At 64.9% G+C, this 16,024-nt stretch carries 17 protein-coding genes; 10 read left to right on the top strand and 7 right to left on the bottom strand.

Features of this window, described 5'->3' with window-relative positions:
* Together ribH and K3172_RS09170 are read left to right on the top strand one after the other, a co-directional pair.
* Positions 1-423, top strand: coding sequence for a 6,7-dimethyl-8-ribityllumazine synthase (gene ribH, locus K3172_RS09175; protein ID WP_221589326.1), 423 nt, complete (start codon positions 1-3; stop codon positions 421-423).
* Between the two features lie 5 nt (positions 424-428).
* Entirely contained in the window at positions 429-1,259 is an 831-nt protein-coding gene (locus K3172_RS09170; RefSeq protein ID WP_221589324.1) for a DMT family transporter, read from the top strand.
* On the opposite strand, the gene K3172_RS09165 is transcribed toward K3172_RS09170, so the two are convergent.
* The 3 genes from K3172_RS09165 to eno all read right to left on the bottom strand — a co-directional run bounded on the left by K3172_RS09165 (position 1,256) and on the right by eno (position 4,764).
* Positions 1,256-2,347 (bottom strand): Rv3169 family protein, encoded by a 1,092-nt coding sequence (locus K3172_RS09165; RefSeq protein ID WP_221589322.1) that lies wholly within the window; start codon positions 2,345-2,347, stop codon positions 1,256-1,258. The genes K3172_RS09170 and K3172_RS09165 overlap by 4 nt on opposite strands.
* The gene (locus tag K3172_RS09160; protein WP_345725662.1) at positions 2,347-3,393 is read right to left on the bottom strand and encodes a phosphotransferase family protein; all 1,047 of its coding nucleotides are present in this window, start codon (positions 3,391-3,393) and stop codon (positions 2,347-2,349) included. The genes K3172_RS09165 and K3172_RS09160 overlap by 1 nt, the downstream gene beginning before the upstream one ends.
* Before the next feature lie 84 nt (positions 3,394-3,477).
* Positions 3,478-4,764 carry a phosphopyruvate hydratase gene (eno, locus tag K3172_RS09155; protein ID WP_221589317.1) on the bottom strand — a complete coding sequence of 429 codons (1,287 nt, stop codon included), beginning with the start codon at positions 4,762-4,764 and terminating at the stop codon, positions 3,478-3,480.
* A gap of 173 nt (positions 4,765-4,937) precedes the next feature.
* Here eno and K3172_RS09150 point away from each other — a divergent pair, with 173 nt between their 5' ends.
* From K3172_RS09150 to K3172_RS09130, 5 genes are all read left to right on the top strand, one after another.
* The gene (locus K3172_RS09150) at positions 4,938-5,597 is read left to right on the top strand and encodes a hypothetical protein (protein WP_221589315.1); all 660 of its coding nucleotides are present in this window, start codon (positions 4,938-4,940) and stop codon (positions 5,595-5,597) included.
* 21 nt (positions 5,598-5,618) lie between these two features.
* Complete coding sequence (locus tag K3172_RS09145; protein ID WP_221589314.1) at positions 5,619-6,047, top strand: phage holin family protein; 429 nt, start codon at positions 5,619-5,621, stop codon at positions 6,045-6,047.
* Positions 6,044-6,364, top strand: coding sequence for a hypothetical protein (locus tag K3172_RS09140; protein WP_221589312.1), 321 nt, complete (start codon positions 6,044-6,046; stop codon positions 6,362-6,364). The genes K3172_RS09145 and K3172_RS09140 overlap by 4 nt, the downstream gene beginning before the upstream one ends.
* Before the next feature lie 47 nt (positions 6,365-6,411).
* Entirely contained in the window at positions 6,412-6,945 is a 534-nt protein-coding gene (locus K3172_RS09135; protein ID WP_221589310.1) for a hypothetical protein, read from the top strand.
* Between the two features lie 105 nt (positions 6,946-7,050).
* The gene (locus K3172_RS09130; RefSeq protein WP_221589308.1) at positions 7,051-7,281 is read left to right on the top strand and encodes a DUF4170 domain-containing protein; all 231 of its coding nucleotides are present in this window, start codon (positions 7,051-7,053) and stop codon (positions 7,279-7,281) included.
* Positions 7,282-7,350: 69 nt separating this feature from the next.
* Here K3172_RS09130 and greA read toward each other — a convergent pair whose 3' ends face one another.
* From greA to carA, 4 genes are all read right to left on the bottom strand, one after another.
* Positions 7,351-7,818, bottom strand: a complete 468-nt coding sequence (greA, locus tag K3172_RS09125) for a transcription elongation factor GreA (protein WP_221589307.1) — start codon at positions 7,816-7,818, stop codon at positions 7,351-7,353.
* A gap of 111 nt (positions 7,819-7,929) precedes the next feature.
* On the bottom strand, positions 7,930-11,277 hold the full coding sequence (carB, locus tag K3172_RS09120) for a carbamoyl-phosphate synthase large subunit (protein WP_221589305.1): 3,348 nt from the start codon (positions 11,275-11,277) through the stop codon (positions 7,930-7,932).
* Positions 11,261-11,635 (bottom strand): hypothetical protein, encoded by a 375-nt coding sequence (locus K3172_RS09115; protein WP_221589302.1) that lies wholly within the window; start codon positions 11,633-11,635, stop codon positions 11,261-11,263. The genes carB and K3172_RS09115 overlap by 17 nt, the downstream gene beginning before the upstream one ends.
* Positions 11,632-12,810 (bottom strand): glutamine-hydrolyzing carbamoyl-phosphate synthase small subunit, encoded by a 1,179-nt coding sequence (gene carA / locus K3172_RS09110; RefSeq protein WP_221589300.1) that lies wholly within the window; start codon positions 12,808-12,810, stop codon positions 11,632-11,634. The genes K3172_RS09115 and carA overlap by 4 nt, the downstream gene beginning before the upstream one ends.
* A gap of 152 nt (positions 12,811-12,962) precedes the next feature.
* Here carA and K3172_RS09105 point away from each other — a divergent pair, with 152 nt between their 5' ends.
* The 3 genes from K3172_RS09105 to dnaG are packed head-to-tail and all read left to right on the top strand — an operon-like array spanning position 12,963 to position 15,997.
* Positions 12,963-13,415: a GatB/YqeY domain-containing protein gene (locus tag K3172_RS09105; protein ID WP_221589297.1), complete on the top strand. Its 453-nt coding sequence runs from the start codon at positions 12,963-12,965 to the stop codon at positions 13,413-13,415.
* Positions 13,412-14,104: a hypothetical protein gene (locus tag K3172_RS09100; RefSeq protein WP_221589294.1), complete on the top strand. Its 693-nt coding sequence runs from the start codon at positions 13,412-13,414 to the stop codon at positions 14,102-14,104. Before K3172_RS09105 ends, K3172_RS09100 begins: the two co-directional genes overlap by 4 nt.
* Before the next feature lie 36 nt (positions 14,105-14,140).
* Entirely contained in the window at positions 14,141-15,997 is a 1,857-nt protein-coding gene (gene dnaG / locus K3172_RS09095) for a DNA primase (RefSeq protein WP_221589292.1), read from the top strand.
* The last annotated feature ends 27 nt before the right edge of the window (positions 15,998-16,024 follow it).

Here is a 16,024-nt window from a genome sequence, read left to right as displayed (position 1 = left end):
ATGGCCAAGTTCCTGATCGTCGAAGCGCGTTTCTACGACCACCTCAACGACATGCTGATCGCAGGCGCCAGGGCGGCGCTCGAAGCGGCGGGCCACGAGGCCGAGGTGCTGACCGTGCCCGGTGCGCTCGAGATCCCCGGCGCGATCGCGCTCGCTTCTGAGAGTGAACTCTACGACGGCTATGTCGCCATCGGCGTGGTCATCCGCGGCGAGACCTATCATTTCGAGATCGTCGCCGGCGAGAGCGCGCGCGGGATCATGGCGTTGACGATGGACGGTCTGGCGATCGGAAACGGCATCCTGACGGTCGAGAACGAGGAACAGGCGCTCGTCCGCGCAGACGCCGCGCAGAAGGACAAGGGCGGCGAGGCTGCCAAGGCGGCCATCGCCCTGCTCGAACTGCAGCAACGGTTCGCGCGTTGACCTGAATGGTCGAGATCGCCGCTTTCATGATGATCGCTTCCGGGGCGATCCATGCAGTGGTGAACGCCGTTCTCAAATCGGGCGACGACAAGCTCGCGAGCAGGGCGCTGATCGACCTGAGCGGCGGGTTGCTGGTTCTGCCGGCGATCTTTTTCTTCCCGGCCCCGCACGGAGCTTGGGGGTGGCTGGCGGGGTCGCTCGCGGTCCATGCGGTCTATTTCCTCGCGCTCGTCCGCGCGTTCGAGGTGGCGGACATGAGCGCGAGCTATCCGGTCATGCGCGGCACGGCGCCCGTATTCGCGGCGCTGGGCGGGGTTGTCCTGCTTGGCGATGCGATCACCCTCCCTGTGGCCATCGGCATGGGCCTCGTCACCACGGGCATCCTTCTCAGCGCCATCGGGCGCAACCTGAGCCGCGCCGCGCTCGGGTACTCGCTTCTCACCGGACTGGCGGTGGCCTGCTACACCGTCCTGGACGCCGGTGGCGTCAGGGCAGCACCCTCGCCCCTATCCTACATCGCTTGGGCCTTTTTTGTCCTCGGCGCGGTGATCGGTGCGGCCTTCGGGGCATGGCGCGGCCGGGATTTCATTGCCTATACCAGAGCCAACTGGCGGCCCTGCGTCCTCGCCGGAGCCATGGGCGTCGTAAGCTATGGCCTTGCCATGCTGGCCTATTCAGTCGGCGAACTTCCCCGCCTCGCTCCGCTGCGCGAAAGCTCGATCCTGTTTGCGCTGGTCATCGCGGTGCTGTTCCTCGGCGAGAAGGCAGACCGCCTCAAACTGGCCGGCGGCGCGATCATTTTCGCGGGCGTCGTCACCCTGTTGCTGGCGCGCTAGTCCGCGCCGTCCAGGAATTCCGACAGGCCGAGCGGAGAGAACGGGCCGATGATCAGCTGTTCGAACACGCCGATCCCTTCCTCACCGCCGCTTCCCCGCACCCGGACCGGGATCTGCACATGCAGGTTCTCCGGCGCGAGCGGGTCGAGCCCTTCGAGAGCGATGTCCTCGCGAACGACCTTTAGCAGGCCGTGATAAAGCCCGTGGTTCCAGTCCGGATGGGTATAGCCCAACCCCCGCATCTGGAACCGGCCGAGCGGTTCGAAGGTCACTTGTTCTGGCGCACCGCGCAGCGCGAGGGACAGGGTGCCGCCACTGGGCCAGCGCGTGCCGGCGGCAAGCCGCGTGCGCATGCTGCCATGGCCTTCGGTCAGGTCGCTTGCCGTCGCGCCCTCCTGCGCCCAGGCTGCACGGGTATTCCACGCTTCTCCATGCTCGTCGTTGTTGACGTGGAAGAAAAGGCTGCCGTTGGTGAAATTGATCGGGGTCCACTGCCAGAAGAACCCCGGCAGCGTGTGGCCCGGCATGGGCTGGAGATCGCGCGTGCCGACCGGCCGTACCCCCCAGCTGCGGTCGCGCGTGCCCATGGTGCCTTCGGCCAGTTCCCGCCGGTCGCCATCGACTTCGATCCAGCCTTGATAGCGCCCGTTCTGGGTCATGCGGGTATAATCCATGAATGCCCGCGGCCCGATGCGATGGGTGAAGCGCGGTTCCTCGATCGGGAAGCTGCGGCCGATAAAGGCCAGATCTGCAGATATGCCCTCGAAATCGTCCACCACCACCCGCAGCTTGTCGAGTGGCTCGACCACCTCGACCGCAATCGGGCCGGCGCGCATCACCATCCGCTCCATCCCCAGCTCGGCGCTCGCATGGATACAGTGCTGCACCCCGTCGCGGATCACGCTGAAATGGGCGTCGACGACGTCGAGATGCGGATAGATGCCCAGCGCGACCGCGAAGAACCCGCTGCCGTCGAGCGCATAGCCGTTGAAGAAGTAGCGATCGTAGAAATTGCGGTCGGTGCCCGCGTAGGCGACCGGTTCAGGGGTCTGGTGGATGGGAAAATCGTCTCCGCGCGACAAAACCATCAGAGCGTCTCCTTGAAGGCCGAAAGACTGTCACGCGCCAGGGCAAGCGAACATCCCCCGCGCGCCATCGAAAGGAAATTCGCGTCGCCGCGCTCCGTACGCTCGACGAAGGCAGCGCTGAACACGGCCGTGGTAACGCCCGAGAGGATACCGACACGGTAGTCGTGCCAGATGTCCTCGCGGGACAGCGGCCTGCCGCGGGTTTCCATTTCCGCGAGCCACAGGTCGAGCAGGTCATCCTCGTGCTCGCGCCACAACGCCTCGCCGATGCCGGTACCCATGAAGTATCCGACGTCGGTCATGGCCTTGCCCGCGGTCACGGTCTGCCAGTCGAGCACCGCGAGCGGTTCCGCACCCCCGCGAATGTCGAACAACATGTTGTCGAGCCGGAAATCGCCATGGACGATGCATTGCGGTCGATCTTCGCGGGTGAAGAAGGCCTCGCTCAGTTCGGCGATTTCCTCGCACAGCCGCATCATCGCCGGATCGAGCGTATCGGCATACCGCTCGCGCCAGACAGCCTGGGCTTGGGGATAGAGCGCGCCGAGCTTCTGCCCCAACCCTTCCGGCGGGGTATGCCACGGAGCTTCGACGAGCTCCCCCACGCCCCAACTGGGCGCATGGATCGCGGCGGCCTGGCGCATGGCCGCGCGCGCGTCCTCAACCCCGCATCCGCGGATCTGGTCGCCCTGTCGTGCGGGTCCCATGTCTTCGAAAAGGAGGATGAACTCGCCGCCATCGGCGCCGAGTCCCGCGAAATGCACTCGGGGCACGCGGACGTCGAGGCGCGGTGCCGCCTGGCGATAGAATTCGACCTCCTTGCGATAGAGCCCGAACATGACCGCCGTGCCGCGACTGGTCTGGTCTTCGGCGGCGAATTTGCCGGCCAAAGTGGCGGGCACCCCGGCCCCCTCGAGATGGAAACGTACGCTGTCCCCCACCTGTCCGGTTCCGATCGGTTCCCAGCGCACGCTATCCACGCGCGCGGACAGTACCTCGCCAAGCCATTCTGCCGTCACCGCATCGGGATGCGCCGGAAAATCCACCAAGTTCCTCTCCCCAGAGAACTTGGCCGAAGGCTATCGCGCGGCGACGAGCCTGACAATCATTTCCGGTTGCAGGGGGCGGACTTACGCCCCGATGCGACCGAAGCACGCCGCGCCGGCATAGACCGCGCTGGTGCCCAGTTCTTCCTCGATCCGGATCAGCTGGTTGTACTTGGCAAGCCGGTCCGAACGCGCGAGCGAGCCGGTCTTGATCTGCCCGCAATTGGTCGCCACCGCGAGGTCGGCGATCGTGGCATCTTCGGTCTCTCCCGACCGGTGCGACATGACGGCCGTGTAGCTCGCGCGATTGGCGATGCTGACGGCATCGAGCGTTTCGGACAGCGTGCCGATCTGGTTGACCTTGACCAGAAGGGAGTTGGCGAGGCCCTGCTCGATACCGGTGGACAGTCGCTTCGGATTGGTGACGAACAGGTCGTCGCCCACCAGCTGGATCGTGTCGCCGATGCGGTCGGTCAGGGCCTTCCAGCCTTCGAAATCGTCTTCCGCCATGCCGTCTTCGATCGAGCGGATGGGATATTCGCAGCAGAGCTTGTCGAGATATTCCGCCATCTCGTGGCCGCTAAGCGAAAGGTTCTCGCCGGAGATTTCATATTTGCCGTTGCGGTAGAATTCGGTCGAGGCGCAATCGAGCGCGAGCGCGATCTCCTCGCCCGGCCTGAACCCGGCCTGCTCGATCGAGCTCATTATGAAGTCGAGCGCATCGCGCGTGCTGGCAAGGTTGGGAGCAAAGCCTCCCTCGTCCCCGACCGAAGTCGCAAGGCCCTTCTCGTGCAGCTTCTTCTTCAGGGTGTGGAAGACCTCGGCACCCCACCGCACGGCTTCGGCGAGGCTGTTCGCCCCGATCGGCATCACCATGAATTCCTGGATGTCGATCGGATTGTCGGCATGCTCGCCGCCGTTGATGATGTTCATCATCGGGACCGGCAGGACATGCGCGGAGACCCCGCCGATGTAGCTGTAAAGCGGCAGGCCCCGGGCATTCGCCGCAGCCTTGGCGACCGCGAGGCTGGTGCCGAGGATCGCGTTGGCCCCGAGCCGCGCCTTGTTGTCGGTACCGTCGAGCGCGATCATCGCCGCGTCGATGTCGCGCTGGTCCTCGGCATCGAGACCAAGGATGGCGTCAGCAATCTCGGTATTCGCGGCATCGACGGCCTTGGTCACGCCCTTGCCCAGGTAACGGCCCTTGTCGCCATCGCGCAGTTCCACCGCCTCGTGCGCACCGGTCGACGCGCCGCTGGGCACCGCCGCCCGACCGAAGCTGCCGTCTTCGAGCAGGATGTCGACTTCGACCGTGGGATTGCCACGGGAATCGAGGATTTCACGGGCGTGCAGGTCGATGATGGCAGTCATTGGGTGTAGCGCTCCGGACCAAGGTGTTGTAAATCGATAAAACACCCCCAGATGGGGTTGCACTGGCGCTCTATGCATCGGAACATCGCGGCGCAAGTTGCGTTGGACAATATGAGAGCGGATCACGCTCGATCCGGCACAGTGAATACGAATTGAGGGTAAGGACGACAGCAATGGCCGAAACTACCGGCACCGGCGCACCCAAGAAGCGCAAGGCACCTGCCGCGAAGACAGCATCCGCAAAGACATCCACCGCCGCCAAGGCGCCGCGCAAGACCGTGGCGCAGAAAGGCGTAGCAGAGGAGACCGTAGAAGTGACCAACACCATCGATCCCACCACTACCACCACCGCCAGCAGCAACCGCGCCGAAGCAAAGTCCCGCTTCAACGCAGCCCTCGAGGAAGCCAAGGCCGGAGCTGCGGCGCTCAAGGCCGAAGGACGCGATCGCGCAGTCGCCTATCGCGAACAGGCCAAGGGCCGCGGCGAGGACTGGGTCACGGAAGCGAAAAGCTATGGCGAAGATGCCAAGGTGAAGGGTCGCGAACTCGCGACCGAAGGCAAAGCCAAGGCCAGCGAAGGCATGCGCTCGCTCAGCCGCCTGGTGAACGAGAACGCGCACCAGGTCGATGACAAGCTCGGCGCGAAGTACGGCGATTATGCCCGTACCGCTTCGAAGTCGCTGGACGAATACGCCGCCAAGCTCGACGAGAAAAGTGTCGACGACTTGGTCGAGGATGGGCGTGAATTCGTCCGCAAGAGCCCCGGAAAGGCACTCGGCATCGCCGCGGTCGTCGGCTTCATGCTGTCGCGCCTCTTCGGTCGTTCGCGCTGAGCGCTGCGGCAGGGGGCTGCGATGAGGGATGACGAGACCGGGCGGACCGGTGACTATCACGGTCCGCTCGATCTGCCTGACGACTACGGGCCGGACGACGTCGACCAGAAGGGGTCCGGACCGTCCTTGGTGGACGACGTCATTTCACTGGTATCGGATGGCAAGACCTATGCGGAAGCTGAGCTCGCCTTCCAGAAGAGCCGCGCAGGCTTTGCAGCCAACAGGGCCAAAGGCGCGATCGCCTTCGGCCTTGCTGCATTCGGGGTTTTCCACCTCGCCCTCATTGCCGGGGCCGTCGGCCTCGTCATCGCGCTCGTGCCGCTTATCGGGGCCTGGGGCGCCACCGCGGTCGTGACGCTGGCACTGATCGTTGCCGGCGTGATCCTGCTGCGCCTGCTCAAGGGCCGGCTCGACGACATTCGCGACGCCTTCGCGGAGGACGGCGAATGACTGACCGGAAAACCCGCATGATGGAGGACCGCTACCTGCGCGACTCCGCGCGCGCGCTCGTCGAGGCGGATGTCGAACACCTCAAGACCGGGCTCGAGCGAAAAGGCATAGCCGCGCGCGCTCTTGGCAGCGTGAAAGACGGCGCGCTCGAAATCTACGAAGAAGCGCTCGAGGTTGCTGACGACAACAAGGGCGCACTTGCGGCGCTGGTCGCTGCCATCCTCGTCTGGTTTGCGCGCAACCCCATTCTCGACATTCTGGGTTTCGGTGACAGCGACGATGCGGCAGCCGACCGCGACGAACTGGCGGAACATTGACGCAGGCCCGTCCGTTATAGCAGGGAACACCACATCCGGAGGATTCCATGGCCGAAGCAGCCGAAACCAGCAACGTCACCCCCATCAGCGCCGATAGCAAGCTCAGCGACGAACAGAAGCGCGAGCAGTTGCGCGCGAAGATCGAAGCCAGCGAGAAACGCAATGCGGAACGCAGTTTCGCCGATCAGGCGAAGGACGCGGCGGATAGCGCGCTCGAATTCACCAAAAAGCATCCGTTCGCAGTCGTCGGTGGCGCGATCGCCGTTGGTCTCGCAATCGGGGCGATGACGCGCCCTGGTCGTCGCCTAGGCCGTCGCGGCGGGGCTTTGGCGGGCCTCGCTCTCGACGCTGCGCTGGCCTATGGCGCCCGCGCACTCGATGGGGCGGGCAATGCGACGCAGTACGCGAGCGACAAGCTGGAAGATTTCGGCGATACGGCGGCCACTGCGGCGCGGGGCATGCGGCGCGACGCAGCCTACAAGCTCGATGTGGCCGGGGATGCCTTGCGCGCCGGGTCGCGCAAGGCGGCTCGTACCGGCTCGCGCGCAGCCCGTTCGATCAAGACGCGCTTCACGCACTGATCGACGAGCGGATACGAAGCCGAAGCGGCGCGACAGGGTTGCCTGTCGCGCCGCTTTCGCTATGGGGCGGGCCATTCTCCCCTCCCCACCCGAGAAAGCAGTTCGATGGAAGAAAAAGAAGCCAAGCAGACGCTCTACCTGGTCATGGGCGGCCGTGTGACGGACCCGCGGGCCGTCACCTTTGCCGATCCCGAAAGCATCCATGTCGCCGGCGTTTTCAGCAATTACGATGCGGCGGTCGACGCCTGGCGCGCGAACGCGCAGCGCACGGTCGACGACGCCGAGATGAAATACGTCGTCGTGCACCTGCACAAGCTGCTGGACCCAGGCGCCTGACGTGGCGTGGCCCGGCTTCCGGATCGGAAACCGGGCCAAGGGCGAGGCGCCGGACCGGCGTCCCGCAGCCTAGATGAATTCGATCTTCTGGATCAGGTAGAACCTGTCACCCGAAGGGACAGTCACTTCGACCTCTTCGTCGACCTGCTTGCCGATGAGGGCACGGGCGATCGGCGAATTGTAGCTGATCCGGCCCTTGGCAGCATCGGCTTCGGTCTGGCCGACGATCTGGTAACGGATCGGCTTGTCGTCCTCGTCGAGCAGGGTCACGGTCGCGCCGAAGATGACCTTGTCGCCCGACAGGGTCGAGGGATCGATGATCTGCGCACGGCTGACCTTGTCTTCCAGTTCGGCGATCTGCGCCTCGACCTGGCCCTGACGCTCCTTCGCCGCGTGATACTCGGCGTTCTCCGACAGGTCGCCGTGGGCGCGCGCTTCCTCGATCGCGTCGACGATCAGCGGGCGCTCGGCGCGCAGCGCCTTGAGGTCCGCGGTAAGCTTCTCATAGCCCTCTGCCAGCATCGGCACCTTTTCCATGGGCCCATTCCTTCCTGTTCCACCCTCCCCTTGCAGACAATTCGAACCCGGCCCGCCGTCTTGCGGGGCCGATCCGGTTCGAATGTCGGGAGGAAATCGCGTGTGTTCTTGTCAGCTATAATAGTCTTGCAATGAACGCACTTCAAGCTGCTCCGGCGAAACCTCGGCAATCGCCCGTGCCGCAGCGAGACTGGCCGCAGCCGTGGTGTAATACGGCAGCTTCTTCTCGAGCGCGGCCTCGCGGATCGACTGGCTGTCGAGCAGCGACTGCCAGCCTTCGGTGGTGTTGAAGATCAGCGCCACTTCGCCATCAATGATGGCATCGACGATATGGGGGCGCCCCTCGGCCACCTTGTTGACCTTCTCGACCTCGAGGCCCTGCTCCACGAGGAAGCGCTGGGTGCCGCCGGTGGCGATCACGCGAAAGCCTTGCTCCAGCAGCGTCCTGACCGCCGGAACGATAACGTCTTTGTCGCTGTCCTTGACCGACACGAATAGCGTGCCTTCGCGCGGCAAGTTCATCCCGGCGCCGAGCTGCGATTTGAGAAAGGCGGCGGGGAAGTCGGTGTCGATCCCCATGACTTCGCCGGTCGACTTCATTTCGGGCGACAGGACCGGATCTGAGCCGGGAAAGCGCGCGAAGGGGAAGACCGCTTCCTTCACCGCCATGTGCTTTGGGCGGATGTCGAAGGGTTCGAATTCGTGCAGCCCCTCGCCCGCCATCACGCGCGCGGCGATCTTGGCGATCGGGCGGCCGATGGCCTTGGCGACGAAGGGCACCGTGCGGCTCGCGCGCGGGTTGACTTCGATCAGGTAGACCTCGCCGTCCTTGACCGCAAATTGCACGTTCATCAGGCCTCGGACCTGCAGCGCCTTGGCCAGCGCTTCAGCCTGCCGCTCCATTTCGGCGACGATATCGTCGGGCAGGCTGTAGGGCGGGATGGTGCAGGCGCTGTCGCCCGAGTGGACGCCGGCTTCCTCGATGTGTTGCATGACGCCCGCGATGCGGACCTCGAACCCGTCCGAGACGACATCGACATCGCATTCCACAGCGTCGCGCAAATACTGGTCGACCAGCACCGGACTGTCACCGGAAACGTTCACGGCAGTGGCGATATAGTCGTCGAGCTGTGCTTCGCTGTCGACGATCTCCATCGCGCGGCCGCCCAGGACATAGCTGGGGCGCAGCAGCACCGGATAGCCGATCCGCGCGGCCACGGCGGCAGCCTCGTCGCGGCTCTTTGCGATGCCGTTCTCCGGCTGCATCAGCTTGAGCTTGTTGACCAGCTTGGCGAACCGCTCGCGGTCTTCCGCAAGGTCGATCGCGTCGGGGCTCGTGCCGAGGATCGGGATCCCCTCGCGTTCCAGCGCGGCGGCCAGCTTGAGCGGGGTCTGCCCGCCGAACTGCACGATCACGCCGACGACCTCGCCCCTCGACATTTCGACGCGCATGATCTCGAGCACGTCTTCTTCGGTCAGCGGCTCGAAATAGAGGCGGTCGGAGGTGTCGTAATCGGTCGAGACCGTTTCGGGATTGCAGTTGACCATGATGGTCTCGAACCCGGCTTCGGCGAGTGCGAAACAGGCGTGGACGCAGCAATAATCGAACTCGATGCCCTGCCCGATGCGGTTGGGCCCGCCGCCGAGGATGACGATTTTCTTGCGATCGGACGGATCCGCCTCGTCCTCGGGCTCGCCGAAGGTCGGCGCCTCGTAGGTCGAGTACATATATGGCGTGACCGCCTCGAATTCGGCGGCGCAGCTGTCGATGCGCTTGAACACCGGATAGACGCCGAGCTTGCGGCGCAGCTGGCGCACCTCTTCCTCGCTCGTCGCGCCGGCCATCGCGCGCAGGGCATCGTGCAGCAGGCCCGAACTCTTGGCCTGCGTTTCGCCGAGGCCGCCCGCGACCCCGACCGAACGCACCGCCAGCGTGGCGAGGCGCTTGTCGGAGAAGCCCATCGCCTTGAGGCGGCGCATTTCCGCCGCATCGCGCGGCAGGCCGTTGTGGCCGATCATCTTCTCCTCGTAGATGATCGCTTCGATCTGGCGCAGGAACCACGGGTCGAAGCCGGTGATCTGCGCGATCTCCTCGACCGTGAAATCCTCACGGAACGCCTGCGCGATCTTCAGGATGCGGTCGGGCGTGCGCTGGCTGAGCGAGGCGGTGATCTTCTCCTTCGATACGCCTTCGAGAGAAGGCATACGATTGAAGCCGTCCAGCCCGGTCTCGAGCCCGCGCAGCGCCTTCTGCATGCTTTCGGCGAAGCAGCGGCCGATCGCCATGACCTCGCCCACGGATTTCATCGCGGTCGAAAGCTCGGGCTTGGAGCCCTTGAACTTCTCGAAGGCAAAGCGCGGGATCTTGGTGACGACGTAGTCGATGGTCGGCTCGAACGAAGCCGGGGTCGCGCCGGTGATCTCGTTCTGGATCTCGTCCAGCGTATAGCCGACGGCCAGCTTCGCCGCGACGCGCGCGATGGGGAAGCCGGTGGCTTTGGAGGCCAGCGCCGAGGACCGCGAGACGCGCGGGTTCATCTCGATCACGATCAGTCGCCCGGTCTTCGGATCGACTGCGAACTGGACGTTCGAACCGCCTGTTTCCACACCGATTTCGCGCAGCACGTTGATGCTGGCGGTGCGCATGATCTGGTATTCCTTGTCGGTCAGCGTCAGCGCCGGCGCGACGGTGATGGAATCGCCCGTATGCACACCCATCGGATCGACATTTTCGATCGCGCAGATGATGATGCAATTGTCCTTGGCATCGCGCACCACCTCCATCTCGAACTCCTTCCACCCGAGGAGCGATTCCTCGATCAGGACTTCGGTGGTGGGAGAGGCATCGAGGCCGTCGCGCACGATCTTTTCGAATTCGGCCTTGTTGTAGGCGATGCCGCCGCCCGTGCCGCCCAGCGTAAAGCTGGGGCGGATGATCGCGGGGAGGCCGGTGCGTTCGAGCACGGCATAGGCCTCGTCCACCGTATGCGCCACGCCGCTGCGCGCGCTTTCGAGGCCGATCTTGTCCATCGCCTCGCGGAAGCGCTGGCGGTTCTCGGCCTTGTCGATGGCATCGGCCTTGGCCCCGATCATCTCGACGCCGTATTTCTCCAGCACGCCCATCTCGTCGAGCTTGAGCGCGCAGTTCAATGCCGTCTGGCCGCCCATCGTGGGCAGCACCGCATCGGGCCGCTCCTTCTCGATGATCTTGGCGACGACCTCGGGCGTGATCGGCTCGATATAGGTCGCGCCGTCCGGCCCGCCGTTTTCCCCGGCGACCATTTCCGGATCGGTCATGATCGTGGCGGGGTTGGAGTTGACCAGGATGACCCGGTAGCCCTCTTCCTTCAGCGCCTTGATCGCCTGCGTGCCGGAATAGTCGAACTCGCAGGCCTGGCCGATGATGATCGGGCCAGCGCCGATAACGAGGATCGAGGAGATGTCAGTGCGTTTGGGCATTGGTCGCCTTGCGGTAAATAATGCGGGTCTGGATGGCTTGCGAAGCTGCTCGCGATAGGATGCACTCTGTCGCTTTTTGATTTTCCGGCGTCAGCGCGATTTCTAGAGTTGGAGCGTGATCGTTGTAGAGAAACGTCGTCTCGAAAAATTGCGCACCACAGTCGCGCGCTAACGCGCCGCTTCGGTTCGCAATCATATCCTCGTCCGTAATGTCGCCAGTGTCATCAACAGGCTCGATAAGCTCTAAATGGGCGATGACGGGCATTTCAATTTCCGGCGTAAAAATACGAGATACTACGAAGACCGCGACTACCGCGGCCGCACCTAATGCAAACCAGATGAGGCGGGTTCGCCTCACCCCAACATCCCCACGAATTTCTCGAACAGGTAGAAGCTGTCCTGCGGCCCAGGACTCGCCTCGGGGTGGTACTGCACCCCGAATGCCTTCTTGCCCTTGATCGAAATCCCGCAATTGGTGCCGTCGAACAGCGAGACATGGGTCTGCTCCACCTCCGGCGGGAGCGTGTCGACATCGACCGCGAAGCCGTGGTTCATGCTGGTGATCTCGACGAGTCCTTCGCTCTCGCCCCACCCCTCCCCGACGCGCTGGACGGGGTGGTTGGCGCCGCGGTGGCCCTGGAACATCTTGGCGGTCTTCGCCCCTGCCGCGAGGCCGAGCATCTGGTGACCGAGGCAGATGCCGAACAGCGGCACGTCCGCGTCCAGCAGCCCCCTGATCACCGGCACGGCATATTCGCCCGTCGCCGCCGGATCGCCCGGGCCGTTCGAGAGGAACACGCCATCGGGCTTCAGCCGCATGATCTCGTCGAGTGAGGTGCGCGCGGGCACCACGGTGACCTTCGCGCCCGCCTTCACGAGGTTGCGGAAGATATTGTCCTTCGCGCCGTAATCGATCGCCACCACATGCGGCTTCGCATTGTCCGCCGCGCCATAGCCGGTGCCCAGCTGCCAGTACCCGCCGCGCCAGTCTTCCAGCACGCCGCGCGTCACGCCGGGGACGAGATCCAGCCCTTCCAGCCCGCTCCATTCGGCCGCCTGCTGCCGCAATGCCTTGATATCGAAGGTCCCGCGCGGGCTGTGCGCGATCACCGCGTTGGGGGCGCCGTTCAGGCGGATACGGCGGGTCAGCGCGCGCGTGTCGATGCCCGATAGCCCGATCTTGCCGTGGCGCGAACACCATTCGACGAATTCGTTCTGCGCGCGGAAGTTGGAATGCGGAGTCACTTCCTGACGCACCACCAGCCCGACCGCGCCGAGCCCGCGGCTCTCCACGTCTTCCTCGTTCGCGCCGACATTGCCAATGTGCGGGAAGGTGAAGGTGACGATCTGGCTGTCGTAGGAGGGATCGGTCATCACCTCCTGGTAGCCGGTCATGGCGGTGTTGAAGCAGACCTCGCCCACGGCGGAACCGGTCGCGCCGAAGCCCTTGCCCCAGATCAGTGTACCGTCCGCGAGGACGAGGACTCCCGTCGCGCCTTTTGGCTGCGCGTGCGAGAATGCGGACAGGGCCATTGGGGCTCTCCGAGTCAGGGGTTTCCGGCGATGTGTGCTAAGTCCCAGCCGCTAGGGACATGGGTGGGTCCCGTCAAGCGGAACCCTTGGCATATTGGCGCACTGCTCTAAATGAGCCGCGAACCATCCACAGATTACCGAACGGACTAATCATGCTGCGCGAGAACATCCAGGCCGAAACCGTCATCGCCATGAAGGCGAAGGACAAGGAGCGCACCGCCGCGCTGCGCCTGATCGGGGCCAAGATCAAGGATCGCGACATCGAACTGCGGACCTCGGACAAGAAGCCCGAGGACGACGAGCTCGTCACCGACGTGCTGATGAAGATGGCCAAGCAGCGCCGCGAATCGATCGATATGTACGAAAGCGGCGGCCGGCAGGAACTGGCCGACAAGGAAAAGGCCGAACTCGCGGTGATCGAGGAATTCCTGCCGCAACAGATGAGCGAGGACGAAACGCGCGCCGCGATCGCCGCGATCAAGACCGAGCTGGGCGCGGACGGCATGAAGGACATGGGCCGCGTGATGGGCGAACTGAAGGCGCGCCACGGGGCGCAGCTCGACATGAGCAAGGCCAGCGGCCTGGTGAAGGAGGCGCTGTCTTGAACCGCCTCGCTCTCGCCCTGCCGCTGCTCGCCGTCGTCGCCGCATGCAGCGATCCCGAGCCCGCTCCCGAGCCGACGCCCACCGCAACGGTTGCTGCACCGCGCACGCTGGTGGCAGCCGATCTGGACCTCGCCAGCCTCGGCGCGAAGATCGTCGGGCCGCAGGGGCCGCAGGTCGAGACGGACCTGAGCGCCGCGAACCGCATGGTCGGCCAGATGACCAGCTTCGTCGCTTGTCCCAAGGATGCGCAGGAATGCGTGCCCGGCTCCATGCCCGAAGGCACGCTCTATACTTATGTCCACCGCGTGACGCTGGCCGAGGCCGACGCTGCGCCCGAGCAGCCGACCGAGGGGCCGGAAGTCGTCGAGACGCCCCCCACGCTCTTCCGCACCACCGCGCCTGCGCACGGGTTCAGCGGGGCGGTCGGCTATTCGAAGGCCGATGCCGAAAACGCGCTAGGCGATCCGGAAGCAATCACGATCTCGATCGACAGCGGCCAGCTGATCTGGCGCGTGACCGAAGGCGAAGGCTGGAAGCCCGGGACGACCCTCACCTTCTGGTGGCAGTCGACGCTGCCGCCCGCAGGCCCCGCAGAAAGCTACCTGTTGGAGGTCGACGGCAACCAGTCGGTCGCAAGCGGCCCGTTCCCCGCTGAGGACAAGCCTGTGGAGGGCAGCAAGGCGCGCTAGCGGTGTCGCCGGCGGCCCTATAAGGTCCTTCGCCTTATGGCCCTGTCACCCCAATGGCTCGACGAATTGCGCGCGCGAACCACGCTGTCCGCCGTGATCGGTCGCACCACGCGGCTGACCAAGGCGGGACGGGAGTTCAAAGCCTGCTGTCCGTTCCACAACGAGAAGACTCCCAGCTTCTACGTCAATGACGAGAAGGGTTTCTATCACTGCTTCGGCTGCGAAGCGCATGGCGATGCGATCCGCTGGCTGACCGACCAGCGCGGCATGCCCTTCATGGACGCAGTTAAAGAGCTCGCCGCCGAAGCCGGGATGGAGGTCCCCGCCCCCGATCCGCGCGCAGCCAAGCAGGCCGAGAAGCGCGCGAGCCTGCACGATGTGACGGCCGCGGCGCAGGCATGGTTCGAGGGTAATCTCCGCGGCGCAGAGGGCGCGCACGCCCGTAGCTATCTCGCCCGGCGCGGCTTCTCCGACGCGACCATCCGCGAGTTCGGCTTCGGCTATGCACCCGAGGATCGGCAGGCGCTCAAGCGCGCGCTCGGCGCCTTCGAGGAGCCGATGCTCATCGAAGCGGGGATGCGCATTACCGTCGAGGACAAGGAGCCGTACGACCGCTTCCGCAATCGCCTGATGCTGCCGATCCACGACACACGCGGCCGGGTCATCGCCTTCGGCGGCCGCATCCTCGATGCGGAGGCCAATCCAAAGGCGCCCAAATACCTCAACAGCCCCGATACGCCGCTCTTCGACAAGGGCCGCACGCTTTACAATCTCCACCGCGCCGCACCTGCCGCCCGGCAAAGCGGGCGGATGATCGTGGTCGAAGGCTATATGGATGCGATCGCGCTCGCCAACGCGGGGATCGCCGAAGCCGTCGCCCCGCTCGGCACGGCACTGACCGAGAACCAGATCGAACTGCTCTGGCGCCAGGTCGAAAAGCCGATCCTGTGCTTCGACGGCGACAATGCGGGCCAGCGCGCCGCGATGCGTGCCATCGGTCGCGCGCTCCCGCTGCTGCGCCCCGGCCATTCGCTCAGCATCGTCCGCCTGCCGGCCGGCATGGACCCCGACGACCTGATCCGCGAAAAAGGCGTCGGCGCGATCGAGGCACTGCTCGATAAGCCCGCCAGCCTGCTGGATACCTTGTGGGAATACGAGAAGGCGGCAGCTCCCCTCAATTCGCCCGAAGACAAGGCGGGTCTGAAGGCACGGCTGATGGGACATGTCGACCAGATCCAGGACGCCGAGATCAAGGCGCTCTACCGCCGCGAGCTGAACGACCGCTTCTCGGCCTTCGCCTTCCCGCCCCGGCAACAGCGCGAATTCACGCCGCGCAAGGAGTGGAAGAAAGGCGACTGGAACCGCCCGGCGGCCACCGTCTCCCCAGAGGTGGCCAGCCAGCTTCGACGCGCCATGGACGGCGGCTCGCGCGATGCTTTTTCCAAGGCGGTGATCGCCGGGCTGATCCGCTTTCCTGACCAACTCGTGCGCCACGAACAGGCGCTGTCCGAATTCGCCCGACGTGACCAAAATGTCGGTCCCGCCATCGATTTGTTGCTGGAGACGGCCGAAACGCTTGATTTGCGTGACGGATCGCCCATATCGCTCGAACGAGGCCTTCCCGCCCTGCCGGCTAAAACCCATTTCGCCTTCCTTGATGAAGGCACTGATCCGGATGAAGCGCGCGAGGATCTGGCCGAGGCCGTTTCGCTGCTGGTCGAAAGACCCGCGCTGGAATCCGCTATGGCGGAGGCGACAGCGCGTTTCGCACGCGACCCGGAAGGCTCCATCGCCGAGCAGGCCCGATTGCGCGAGCGGTTGCTGGCCCTTAACGAGCGGTTGAAGCAGTTCGGGCGCAGGAAAGCGGCAGGACCGGACGATTCGGATTCATGATTGGCGCGGGTGTCGGGCTCGCGCGAA

Source organism: Qipengyuania proteolytica, from assembly GCF_019711565.1.
Taxonomy (GTDB): Bacteria; Pseudomonadota; Alphaproteobacteria; order Sphingomonadales; family Sphingomonadaceae; genus Qipengyuania; species Qipengyuania proteolytica.
Note: the sequence above shows the minus strand (reverse complement) of the source record. Positions and strands in the feature narration are given on the sequence as shown.

What these genes read in the sequence shown, in the direction of transcription:
- ribH (WP_221589326.1), top strand. Translation starts at nt 1, where the DNA reads ATGGCCAAGTTCCTGATCGTCGAAGCGCGTTTCTACGACCACCTCAAC.
- K3172_RS09170 (WP_221589324.1), top strand. Translation starts at nt 429, where the DNA reads ATGGTCGAGATCGCCGCTTTCATGATGATCGCTTCCGGGGCGATCCAT.
- K3172_RS09165 (WP_221589322.1), bottom strand. Translation starts at nt 2,347, where the DNA reads ATGGTTTTGTCGCGCGGAGACGATTTTCCCATCCACCAGACCCCTGAA.
- eno (WP_221589317.1), bottom strand. Translation starts at nt 4,764, where the DNA reads ATGACTGCCATCATCGACCTGCACGCCCGTGAAATCCTCGATTCCCGT.
- K3172_RS09150 (WP_221589315.1), top strand. Translation starts at nt 4,938, where the DNA reads ATGGCCGAAACTACCGGCACCGGCGCACCCAAGAAGCGCAAGGCACCT.
- K3172_RS09145 (WP_221589314.1), top strand. Translation starts at nt 5,619, where the DNA reads ATGAGGGATGACGAGACCGGGCGGACCGGTGACTATCACGGTCCGCTC.
- K3172_RS09140 (WP_221589312.1), top strand. Translation starts at nt 6,044, where the DNA reads ATGACTGACCGGAAAACCCGCATGATGGAGGACCGCTACCTGCGCGAC.
- K3172_RS09135 (WP_221589310.1), top strand. Translation starts at nt 6,412, where the DNA reads ATGGCCGAAGCAGCCGAAACCAGCAACGTCACCCCCATCAGCGCCGAT.
- K3172_RS09130 (WP_221589308.1), top strand. Translation starts at nt 7,051, where the DNA reads ATGGAAGAAAAAGAAGCCAAGCAGACGCTCTACCTGGTCATGGGCGGC.
- greA (WP_221589307.1), bottom strand. Translation starts at nt 7,818, where the DNA reads ATGGAAAAGGTGCCGATGCTGGCAGAGGGCTATGAGAAGCTTACCGCG.
- carB (WP_221589305.1), bottom strand. Translation starts at nt 11,277, where the DNA reads ATGCCCAAACGCACTGACATCTCCTCGATCCTCGTTATCGGCGCTGGC.
- carA (WP_221589300.1), bottom strand. Translation starts at nt 12,810, where the DNA reads ATGGCCCTGTCCGCATTCTCGCACGCGCAGCCAAAAGGCGCGACGGGA.
- K3172_RS09105 (WP_221589297.1), top strand. Translation starts at nt 12,963, where the DNA reads ATGCTGCGCGAGAACATCCAGGCCGAAACCGTCATCGCCATGAAGGCG.
- dnaG (WP_221589292.1), top strand. Translation starts at nt 14,141, where the DNA reads ATGGCCCTGTCACCCCAATGGCTCGACGAATTGCGCGCGCGAACCACG.